Annotated in this window: 6 protein-coding genes; 4 read left to right on the top strand and 2 right to left on the bottom strand. The window is 67.2% G+C overall.

Translation table 11 applies throughout. The features are described from left to right. Window positions 1-34 precede the first annotated feature (34 nt). On the top strand, window positions 35-1,048 hold the full coding sequence (locus tag OG884_RS13955) for a hypothetical protein (protein WP_326645702.1): 1,014 nt from the start codon (window positions 35-37) through the stop codon (window positions 1,046-1,048). A 19-nt stretch (window positions 1,049-1,067) separates the two neighbouring features. Here OG884_RS13955 and OG884_RS13950 read toward each other — a convergent pair whose 3' ends face one another. Then, window positions 1,068-1,958 (bottom strand): MurR/RpiR family transcriptional regulator, encoded by an 891-nt coding sequence (locus OG884_RS13950; protein WP_326645700.1) that lies wholly within the window; start codon window positions 1,956-1,958, stop codon window positions 1,068-1,070. Window positions 1,959-2,121: 163 nt separating this feature from the next. Next, window positions 2,122-3,525, bottom strand: coding sequence for a M14 family zinc carboxypeptidase (locus OG884_RS13945; RefSeq protein WP_326645698.1), 1,404 nt, complete (start codon window positions 3,523-3,525; stop codon window positions 2,122-2,124). Between the two features lie 820 nt (window positions 3,526-4,345). Here OG884_RS13945 and OG884_RS13940 point away from each other — a divergent pair. From OG884_RS13940 to OG884_RS13930, 3 genes are all read left to right on the top strand, one after another. Next, window positions 4,346-5,797 (top strand): MFS transporter, encoded by a 1,452-nt coding sequence (locus tag OG884_RS13940; protein WP_326645697.1) that lies wholly within the window; start codon window positions 4,346-4,348, stop codon window positions 5,795-5,797. 272 nt (window positions 5,798-6,069) lie between these two features. Next, window positions 6,070-9,066: an AfsR/SARP family transcriptional regulator gene (locus tag OG884_RS13935; protein WP_326645695.1), complete on the top strand. Its 2,997-nt coding sequence runs from the start codon at window positions 6,070-6,072 to the stop codon at window positions 9,064-9,066. Between the two features lie 563 nt (window positions 9,067-9,629). Then, window positions 9,630-10,910 (top strand): glycosyltransferase, encoded by a 1,281-nt coding sequence (locus OG884_RS13930; protein ID WP_326645694.1) that lies wholly within the window; start codon window positions 9,630-9,632, stop codon window positions 10,908-10,910. Window positions 10,911-10,912: the final 2 nt, after the last annotated feature.

Below are 10,912 nucleotides of genomic sequence, written 5' to 3'. Positions count from 1 at the left end.
TATGGAATCACACAGTGCGATGCCGGAGGCAGTAGTGTCCTATCGCGACAGGTTCACTGTTGGTGATCTGATTACCGACTCACATGTCTTCGAGGGGGACGGCACCCGCCCGATTAAAGAAGAAAACATTCAGATCATGTACGACCCGGAGCAGATGGTCCAGTTGCCTTCTGAAGTGGCGCGTTGGCGTGCGGAGATTGAGGCCGAGGAGGCGGGGCTGCGGGCAGCCGGCCATCAATACCGATGGAACAACCCCCGGTTCGCACTGGAACGCATCATTGTGGGACGTACCTCGGAGGCTGAAGAGCCTGTGGTACAGCTCCACTTTTCCAATGCGGACTATTATGACTTCCTCGCGGTGACCACCAATCTCGATTTGCCACTCGATGCGTCTGGCGTCACGTTGCGTTCTCTGCACCTGGAGTCCGGCGATCCCACCGATGCACCCGGCTTCATGTCGTGCAGTTTCGGGGTGAACATCGCTGTGGAGACCGGGCCGGACCAAAAGATGATCTTCGCCCGAAGGAGTGGCAAGGTGGCCGGCGTCAACACCCGCCGGTGGAACTCCTCAGCCAACGAAGGGCTCGCCCGCATCCACGATATTCCCGAGGACGGATCGCCGATCAGCCTGCATGCGGTCGCCCGCCGGGCGCTGAAGGAGGAGATGGCCGTCCAAGCGGGTGACGACGTGTCTCTTGAGTTGCTGGCCTTCGCCCTGGACCTCAAGAATCACCAGTGGGCCGCGTACTTTCGGGCGGTTCTGACCGACCTCACCGAGGAGCAGTTGCGGGGGCGGTGGTCCAAGGGCGTTGAGGACAAGTGGGAGCACGAAGCGTATGCCTTCGTCCCGGCCACGCCCGATGACGTCCTTGACTTCATCCTGGGTCAGCCCGCCGATGAATGGACGCCGTGCGCGCCGTCCCTGTTCTACCTGGCGCTGGTCAGAGGTGCGGTGCTTGCCAGGGGTGAGGATCCTGATGGCCGACTTGACGTGGAGGCGGCAGAGCAGCGGGCGGTCCGGCGCCGCCTGAAAAGCGGCGCCGCCTGAAAGACGGCGGGCTGTCTCTCTAGTAGGGCAGGAAGATCTGACGCTCCGTCGCGCTGTCGTCGAACGCCTCCAGCCGGGCCTGTCCTTCGGTGGAGAGGGTGTCCAGCATGGTGTGGAGCAGCGCGGTGCACAGAACCGTGGGACCGGCGTGGGAGTCGAAGGCGAAGTCAGAGCTCACCGGTGCGAGCAGGACCTCGTCCGCGAGCTCGGTGAGCCGTCCCACCGGCTGGTCGGTGATGAGGGCGATCTTCAGCCCGACTCGGCGCGCCCAGGTGAGCCCCTGTTCCAGCTCGCGCGGGTAGCGCGGCAACCCGATGGCGAGCACCCATTCGGCTCCGGATTCCGCCGCCCGGCTCAGCCGGTCCTCCGCGGTCGAGCCCGCGATGTCAAGTACCCGTACGTCGGGGAGCACCTTCTCCGCGAGGTGGCCGAACAGGTGCGCCAGCGGTGCGGAGATCCGCAGTCCCATCACGAGGAGAGGACGCGACCTGGCCAGTTGACCCGCCACCTCGCGGAGCTGACTCAGATCCCGGAGGCTGTCCCGCAGTCGCTCAAGGTCGCGGATCTCGGAGTTGACCAGTTCCTGGATCTCGTTGAGGTCCTCGGCGGGCAGCTCTCGCTGCGAGCCGCCGAACACCGATGAGCGGAGCGCGTCCCGGAACTCAGGGAACCCCCTGAACCCGAGCGCGGCGGCGAAGCGGGTGACCGACGGCTGGCTGACGCCGACGCGCTCGGCGATGTCGGCACTGGTGAAGAAGACGGCCTCCTGCGCGTGCTCAAGCAGGTAGCGCGCGATCCGGCGTTGTGAGGGGGAGAGCCGGTGGTCGTCGAAGAGCCCGCGCAGGTTCGCGGCAATTCGCGACGCGTCCGGCACGGCGAGCGGCTGGCCGGTCTCCCTGGCATGCCCCATCCTTGAACTTCCCTTCCCCACGGAGTGATGACGGACCCAGCGATGATTCTCACCGCCCGGCGGGCAGGGCGATCGGGTTTTGGCCGCATGACTTCAAGAGTGTGGGGCGAAAGCGGTGCCGGGCGGCCCCCCACAGGGGACCGCCCGGCTTATTGGGGTGCGCTCAGTGCTTCGGGCCGTTGCCGTTGAAGCGGGTCTTGCACTCCTGCAGCCGAACATCGACCTGCTCGCCCCTGTCGACGGTGACCTTCACCGTCTCCAGGACCTCACCGTTCGGACGGGCGCAGGTGAGCGTCCAGCTCTCCTGGAGGAAGTTGCCCGGACCGGTGGCGACGACACCGTTCTCGGTGTAGGCCGGGACCGGCCGCACCGACGGGTTGACGTGCCAGGTGAACTTGCCGTTGGTCGGGGCGATCAGGCTGGACTCCAGGTGGGTGGGGACCGCCTGGGGCGGGTCGAGGACAGTGCTCGTCTGCCGGATCGGCGCGGTCCACAGGTCGAAGTCCTTCGTGATCGTCAGAACCGCGCCCTTCGGCGCCTTGCCCGTGATCACGGAGTGCCCCGCCGGGTCCGCCGCGTACTCCAGGGCCACCATGAACGCCTCGCGGTTCGACTTGCCCTCGTAGCGACCGGTGCCGAGGTAGTCCTCGATCACCTCGGGGTAGGTGTTGTTGGTCGACTGGGTCTTCATGATCTCGTACGTGAACCCGAGGCCGCGGGTGGCGTAGTACGACCAGTCCGGGGTCTCGCCGGTCGTCTCGTAGTCGAAGCCCGACTTCATGCCCACGTAGCCGTTCTTGGCGGTTATCGCGTCGGTCAGGGCGGAGTAGACGGCCTCGTCCGGGGTGTCGCCCGCGCGCTTCTCCAGCGGCGGACGGAGGAGGGTGTGACCGGAGGTGTGGTTCGTGATCAGGACGGTGACCTGGTTGGTCGTGGTCAGGTCCATGATGTTCCGCACCTCGGGCTCGGAGGCCGGCGCCGGGCCGCGGTTCGTCACGTTGGAACCCGCGTTGCTACCCCAGCCGAGGGGGTAGTTGCGGTTGATGTCGACTCCGCCGCTGCCGGCGCACGTCGGCGAGATGCCGCAGCTGGTGCGCCGGTTGATGAGGAACCCGTCCACGTTGACGACCGGGACGAAGATGACCCGCGCCTGGTCGAGCAGGCGCTTGACCTTCGGGTCCTTCCCGGCGTTGTTCACCAGGTCGTAGGCGAACTCCAGGGTGTGCTCACCCGAGGGCCACTCGTTCCCGTGGTGCATTCCCGTCATGAACAGGACGGGCTTGCCGTCGGAGGCGTTGACGTCGCGGGTCACCTCGATGCCGTACACCTCGCGGCCCTGGCGGGTTTTGTGCGGCAGCGTGATGTGCTTGACGAGGTTGGGGTGCTGCTTGCTCAGCGCGAGCATCTCGTTGTTGTAGTCGGTGATCGTCCGGTAGGTGGTCCGGCCGCTGGGCAGCGTCGCTGACTGCGCTGCCAGCACCTGGGCGGCTGCTCTGATGTCGGTGGACTCGGCGAAGGTGGTGGTGGCCGCCGGAATGCTGAGACTTCCCAGAAGTCCGACGCTCAACGCAAGCGTCAAAACGCGTTTCTTGGCGCTCCAGGCCGTGGGGGACTGCGAGTCTCTTGAAGACATGCTGAAAGAACCTTTCTAGCCACGGACGAATTGGCATCAGAAACGCGCGCTTCTTCCCGTGCCGTTCTTTCGGGAGCGCTTTGGATGCCCAACGATCGACCGTTGATTGCAAACTTTCAGTCAGTCTTGGTCATGAATGTATGATTGTCAACCGGTTGTGTCGGCGGTATTTCCGCACATGTGTGGGATGTCGGGGGTGGGGGGTGTCTTCGAAACATGGCCGGAGCGGGCGGGGTGCCGCCGGGCGGATGAGCCTCGACTCGGATCGGGCGGGGGTGTCGTGCGGTGCTCAGGTGCCGGTCGAGGGCGCGCCGACGCGGCGCTCAGCATCGGGATCCTGACGACTCGGGTTCCTCCTGGCGCATGCTCCGGTAGTCCACGCGCGGTCGCCGGCGGTGGCGGGTGACCGGTTCCGCTGGGAATGGCACGGGGGCGAAGCGGCTTGGCCGGACGGCACCAGTGGCGCTTGAGTCCGGCTCTAGCCGGTTGCGTCACGATGTGCCGGGGAGTTGCGGCCGGATTCCGTACGCCGTTCCGAGAGCGCCATACCGTTCACCGTTTCGGCCGGAACCGGAACGGTGCCGAACGGCATGCCGTGCACGAGGTGGAACCGCTTCTTCGCCGAGTTTTCGTGCGAGGCGGCGATGTAGTGACAGGCCCGCGAACGTAACACGAAAGTAGTGACAGGCCCGCGAACGTAACACGAAAGTAGTGACAGGCCCGCGAACGTAACACGAAATCAGAAGAGGTGCAGATGGCGACGGAGGCATCGACCGCATCCACATCCGAATCGGATCCTCGTAGGTGGCTCGCGCTTCTCATTGTCCTCACGGCCGTTTTCATGGATCAGCTCGACGTGACGATTGTCAACGTCGCGCTGCCCTACATGCAGCGGGAGCTGAACGCGGACTATTCGATCGGGCAGTGGATCCTCGCCGGCTATGCCCTCACCTACGCGCTTTTCCTGGTCACGGGGGGACGGCTCGGGGACATCGCGGGGCGCAGAAAAACCTTCCTTATCGGTATCGCCGGATTCACCGTCGCGTCGATGCTGGCGGGCCTGTCGTGGAGCGGCGAGGTGATGGTCGGCGCACGCCTGCTCCAGGGGGTTTTCGCCGCGCTCATGGTGCCCCAGGTGCTGTCGGTGATTCAGGCGATGTTCCCGCCGCGTGAGCGCATCAAGGCGATGGGGCTGCTGGGGGTCGCCATCCCGGCCGCCGCCCTCGTCGGTCCCTTCGTCGGTGCCGTGCTCACGGCGGGGCCCGGCTGGCGGTGGATTTTCTGGGTGAACATCCCGATCGGCCTGCTCGCCTTCGTGGGAACCCTGCGAGTGTTGCCCGAGAGCAGGTCCGACCGCCCGCTCCGGTTGGACATCCCCGGTGTGCTCCTGCTCGGGGTCGCATCGATCATGCTCATGTACCCCCTGGTACAGGGGCGCGAGATGGGCTGGCCCACCTGGGCCTTCGTGTCGATGGCCGCCTCGGTGCCGATGTTCCTCCTCTTCGGACTCCATCAGCGACGGCACGAGAACGACTCCCCGCTCGTGCCCCCGGCGCTGTTTCGCAACCGGTCCTTCGTCGCCGGATCCATCCTGCTGACGATGGTCTTCTCCGGCATCATGTCCTACGTTCTCGTACTCGTGTGGGGCTTCCAGATCATGCATGGCTGGAGTCCGTTGCGCATGGCGCTGGTCGGTCTGGGCTGGACGGTCGGCCTCGGCGTTACCGCGAACCTGGCGGTCAGGTTCGGGTCGCGCATCGGCCGCAGGCTCATCGGGACCGGCCTCGCCCTCATGGGCACGGGGATGTCCCTGCTGATCCTCGTCATCAGGCAGTACGGCTCCGCCACCACGACCTGGCAGGTGTTCGGGTGCCTGTTCGTGGCCGGTCTGGGCACCGGACTGATGGTGCCCATCCTGGTGGACCTCATTCTCGCCGGTGTCCCGGCGCGTGACGCGGGTGCCGGGTCCGGTGTGGCGAACGCGACGATCCAACTGGGTGGGGCCATCGGGGTCGCGATCATCGGGGCGCTGTTCTTCGGGGTGGCGGGTACCGGCCCACCCGACCGGGCGGTCTGGATCGAGGCGTCCTGGCAGTCCCTGTTCTACAACGCCGGCGTGTTCTTTGTGGCGATCCTGCTGGTCCCATTCCTGCCTCGGCGCACCCGTGTACTCGGAGACGAGCGGGCCTCCTCTGTTACGCCATAAAAGGGCGCCGCGCATACCTCTGCCTGCATGATCGTGATAGGAAGGTTGCCATGACAGAAAAATCCGGCAATAATCCTGATTGCGAAGGTATGTAATTTGTTTCATCTCTTCCAGGTGCCGGTCGGCGAATTGTTGATCATATGCGTCGGGGAAGATGCCCTAAGATACGGCAGGTGCGCATTCGCTAGATAATCCATGGCCGATAACCGTCGGAAGAAGCCTGATGGTTGTTCGTGAATCAGTACTCCTGATGAATGCGGGGGTTCTTCAGCATGGGACAAGCGCTACAGTTCGGGATCCTGGGACCGCTGGACGTGCGGCGCGGCAATCAGTCACTCACCGTTAACGCAAAAAAGCAGAGGGTCATTCTCGCCACGCTTCTCCTGTCCGCGAACCGGATCGTTCTGGCGGACGAGCTCATGGAACGGCTCTGGCAGGACCGGTTTCCACGCGACGCGCGCGCGTCATTGCAGACCCACCTCGCACGGCTGCGCCGTACGCTGGGCGACGGTCACGAAGACACGAGGATGATCCACACCAGTCCCGGCGGCTATCTCATCAAGGTCGACACCGAACACCTCGACCTTCTGCGCTACCGAAGCCTGCTCGACCGGGCATCCCGGGCCGAGTCCGCCGGTGAGCCGGAGGAGGAGGCCCGGCTGCTGCATGAGGCGCTGGCACTGTGGCGGGGGCCCGCCCTGGCCGACATCGCCTCGGACTCTCTCCTCCGTGAGGAGGTGCCGCAGCTCACCGAGGAGTGGTTCAAGACTCTCCATCGGCGTTTCGACGTCGAACTCATGCTGGGCAACCACGCCGAGATCGTCGCGGACCTGCACAGGCTCATGCTCAGGCATCCGATGCGCGAGCGGTTGTGCGGCCAGCTCATGATCGCGCTGTTCCGCTGTGGCCGACAGGTCGAGGCACTGAAGGCGTACGCCTCGGTCGCCACCCTCCTGCGGAACGAGTACGGGCTTGATGTCGGGGACGAACTGACCCGCCTGCACCGCGCGGTGCTGACCGGGGATTCGGCCCTGGAGGCCGAGTCCAGCCGGCGCAAGGACATCAACAAGATGCCCGAGGGGCATCGGCCCTGGGCAACGCCCCGCCAGCTGCCGGTCGGGGTCGCCGACTTCGTGGGACGGGCCGATATCCTGGAGCGGATCGACACCTCTCTCAGAGAGGAGCAGCCCGACGGGATGACGATCGTCACCGTGACGGGACCGCCCGGCGTGGGCAAGAGCGCGATGGCCGTCCAGCTCGCGCACCGGGTGCGGGACCGCTTCCCCGGCGGTCAGTTGTTCGCGCGGCTGGGCAGGGGCGGCGAGCGGCGCGACCCCTCGGAGGTCCTGGCCGAACTGCTGGAGGCTACGGGGGTGAGCCGCCCCGTCATCCCGGCGGGCCAGGAACAGCGCGCGGCCATGTTCCGTTCCAGACTGGCCGACCGGCGCGTCCTGCTGCTCCTTGACGACGTGACCGACGTCGAGCAGGTACAGCCCCTCCTTCCCGGCATGCCGGGCTGCGCCGTGATCATCACCAGCCGGTACATGCTGTCCGCGCTTGCCGGGGCCGTCTCGACACACCTGGGCAACCTCACCGAGCCGGAATCGGTCGAGATGCTCGAGCGCCTGGTCGGGGAGAGACGGATCCGGCAGGAGGGAAAGGCGGCGGCGCGAATCACCACCGCCTGCGGTCACCTGCCGCTGGCGCTGCGGATCGTGGGGGCGAAGCTGAGCATGCAGCCGTTGGTGAGCCTCACATCGTTCGCGGACCGGCTGCGGGACCGGAACCGCCGTCTGGACGAGCTGAAGGTCGGCGGCCTCGACATGCGCCGTAGTCTGCGGCAGAGCTACATCGTGCTCGACCCGCCCGCTCGTGCCGCGTTCCGCCAGCTCGGTCTGGTGCCGGATGCCGAGGTCGCGCCCTGGGCGATGGCGGCGCTCACCGGCGGCGACGAGCGGCTGACGGACCAGCTCATCGAGGCCAACCTTCTGGAGCCGGTCGGGCTCAACGCGATGGACGATCCGACCTACCGCCTGCACCCTCTCTCGGCCCTCTACGCGACAGAACTCGCCGAGCAGGACCCCTCTTCCGTCACGGTGGCCCTGCGCCGCTACATCGACACACTGCTGGAGCTGGCCGCACGGGCCTCGCGGCAGCTACCCCACGCCGTCGGCCAGCTGCCGCTGGAACCCCTCTCCGGAGGCTGGCTTCTCCCGCACGACGCCGGCCGCGTGGAGGCCCAGCCGTGGAAGTGGCTCGTCACTGAGCGAGACCGGCTTCTCTCCGCGATCACGCATTGTTGCCGGTACCGTTGGCACGATCGGGCGGCACGGCTGGCCGAGATCGTCATCCCGCTCGCGAAACACCGTGACGATCTGGCGAAGCTGATCCAGGTGTCCATCATGGTGCGCAACGTCAGCTGGGCCAACGGCGACCAGCGGACCGGCTGGCGGGCCGAACACGGCCGCGCCATGCTCCTGTTCAGGCAGGGCAGGGTGGGGGAGGCGCGGAGGCTGCTCACCCAGTGCGTGAGCGCCTTCGAACGGCTTGAAGCCCTGCGGGAACTTCCCTTCAGCCTGGCCATGCTGGCCCACACCTGCGCGCTGCAGCAGGCGGCCGACGAGGCGCTGAAGCTCGCCGAACAGGCCCATGAGCTCGCCCGGTCATCCCCCGCCGCGCACGCCGAGATCCTCACGTCCGGGGTCATCGCCGACATCATGCTCGCCACGGAGCGCGAGGAGGAGGCGAGGAGCATCCTTGACAGGATGCTGGCGCGCGCTCGCGAACTCCGCGAGACCCGCTTCGAGGCGGTGACGTTGAACGCGCTCGGCCGTTGCCACCTCCAGGAGGGTGATCTACCGGCGGCGATCCTCCTGACCGAGGAGGCGCAGGCGCTCGCCGAGGTCGGCGACCGGTACGGCAGGGCGCGTCCCCTGGAGTTGATCAGCGCGGCCGAGCTGGCACGGGAGCGCCACGGGGAGGCGATGCGGTTCGCCGAGAACAGCCGGCGTGTCTTCGCCCGTCTCGGGGACGCTCGGGGAGAGGCCGAACTCGCCTGCCTGGAAGCGAGGATCCATCTCGCGGCCGGACGCCCCCGCGACGCCATCGCCCTGCTCGTGCCGAGCCTGAGCCGGCTCGATGAGCTGGGCGCCTACCGGGAGCAGGAGAACGGGGCGCGCGTCCTCGCCAGGGCGCACGCCGCACTCGGCGACCACCAGGCGTGGTGTCATGTCTCCGGCCAGGTCGACGGCCACAGCGGCGCTGCCTGATCACGGTTCCGGTATGTCTGGAGTATCCGTGCGCCCGGTTCTTCGCGAGGATCCACCCGTCCGCGAGAGCCGACCCGGCCGGCAGGACCACCGCGTCACCCGGCACGAAGAGCCCGATGAGGAGCGAGGTCTCCGCGCACATGAACAGGGCGACCGCCGCGGCGAGCAGTAGCGGGTGAAGTCCGTCCAGGAATTCGAGAATCTCGATGACAACCTCCTTCCGACAGGTGTCACGTTCTTCATTGTGGGTTGATTCCGGATGGTCAAATCCCTGACCGGTTATTTGTCAGGGGTGACTCAGGGATCCCCCGAGAAGAACTCGGGGGAGAACCCCGATGGTGTGATCCTCTCGGTTCCGCGAATTTGGAAGGGAGGCCTCGGAGAATGTCGTCTGTTTCCCGCATGAGTACTTGTCCGTATCGCGGAGGAAACGTGGCATTCGGCCGCTGGGGCCTCGACCCCGGTAATCCGCACCTGAGCGTGCCGGCGGCGTACTCGGACGGACCCCCGGGATGCCGATCGGGCGCGGTCCCGAACGATCCCCACCACAGAGGAGCAACGACATGGGCTGGCCGGACCTCCCCGCCGGAACACGCTCTCACGACCCCCTCTTTCCGCACATGGTGGACGAGCGCCGCTCGTTGCGGATACTCCTGGGCACCGACACCTATCCTCCCGACATGAACGGCACGGCGCGTTCCGTACAGCGGCTCGCCTCCGAACTGGTCATGCGCGGTCACGAGGTCCATGTCGTGTGCCAGTCCGACCACGGGCCGCCCCGGGTGGAGAGCGTGGACGGTGTGCGGATCCATCGGCTCCGGTCGGTGCCGGTGTTCGGGAGACCCATGGCGCGGGTCACGGCACCGGTCTGGTCGCGGGGAACCGTCGAGAGGGTGATCGGGCGGATCGCCCCCGACGTGGTCCACGTCCAGGGGCACCTCATCGTCGGGCGTACGGTGCTCGGGGCCGCACTCCGGAGCGGCATCCCGGTGGTCGCCACCGGGCACGTCGCACCGGATCGCCTGTTCCGCCGACGCGGGGTGCCCGCGCGGGTGCGGGCCGTGGCCGCGGACCTCGCGTGGCACGATCTCGCCCGGGTGTTCAACGGCGCCGACCACGTCACGGTGCCCACTGCGATCGCCGCCGACCTGTTCAGGGGCAGGGGTCTCACCCGCCCGGTCGAGCCGGTGGTCCACGGCGTGGATCCCAGTCGCTTCCGCCCCCGTGAGCGGGCCAAGGCATCGGTCCGCAGGGAGCTCGGCCTCCCCGAGCGCGCCACCGCGCTGTACGTCGGCCGGCTCGGTGCGGACAGGAGGCTGGAGGACCTGGTCCGCGCCCTGCCGTACGTCTGCCGTCGGACCGACGCGCAGGTCGTGCTGGCCGGTGCCGGACTCCAGCGGCCACGGCTGGAACGGCTGGCCGACGAGGTCGGGGTGGCCGATCGCCTGTGCTTTCTGAGCCCGGTGACGGAGAGGGACCTCCATCTCACCTATGCCTCGGCCGACGTCTTCGCCGTCCCGGGCGTGGCCGGGCTGCAGAGCGTCGCCACCCTTGAGGCGATGGCCAGTGGTCTTCCCGTCGTCGCCGCCGTCGCGGACGCGCTCGCCCACCTCGTGCGATCGGGCAGCACCGGTTACCTGTACAGGCCGGGGGACGTGGCCGCCCTCGCGCGTCATCTGACGTGTGTCCTGACCGATCCCTGCCGGAGAGCCACGATGGGCGGCGTCTGCCGCGCCATCGCGGTCACTCATGACCATCTCCGCTCGCTCGCCAGGTTCGAGGAGATCTACGCCTCCCTGGCCCAGGCGAGCCGACGGCGGCTCGCTGGAGAGCGGGCGGGGTGACC

The organism is Streptosporangium sp. NBC_01755, assembly GCF_035917995.1.
Classification (GTDB): domain Bacteria; phylum Actinomycetota; class Actinomycetes; order Streptosporangiales; family Streptosporangiaceae; genus Streptosporangium.
Note: the sequence above shows the minus strand (reverse complement) of the source record. Positions and strands in the feature narration are given on the sequence as shown.

Bases quoted from the DNA above. Each gene is read 5' to 3' on its own strand.
- OG884_RS13950 (WP_326645700.1), bottom strand. From the start codon at position 1,958: ATGGGGCATGCCAGGGAGACCGGCCAGCCGCTCGCCGTGCCGGACGCG.
- OG884_RS13940 (WP_326645697.1), top strand. From the start codon at position 4,346: ATGGCGACGGAGGCATCGACCGCATCCACATCCGAATCGGATCCTCGT.
- OG884_RS13935 (WP_326645695.1), top strand. From the start codon at position 6,070: ATGGGACAAGCGCTACAGTTCGGGATCCTGGGACCGCTGGACGTGCGG.
- OG884_RS13930 (WP_326645694.1), top strand. From the start codon at position 9,630: ATGGGCTGGCCGGACCTCCCCGCCGGAACACGCTCTCACGACCCCCTC.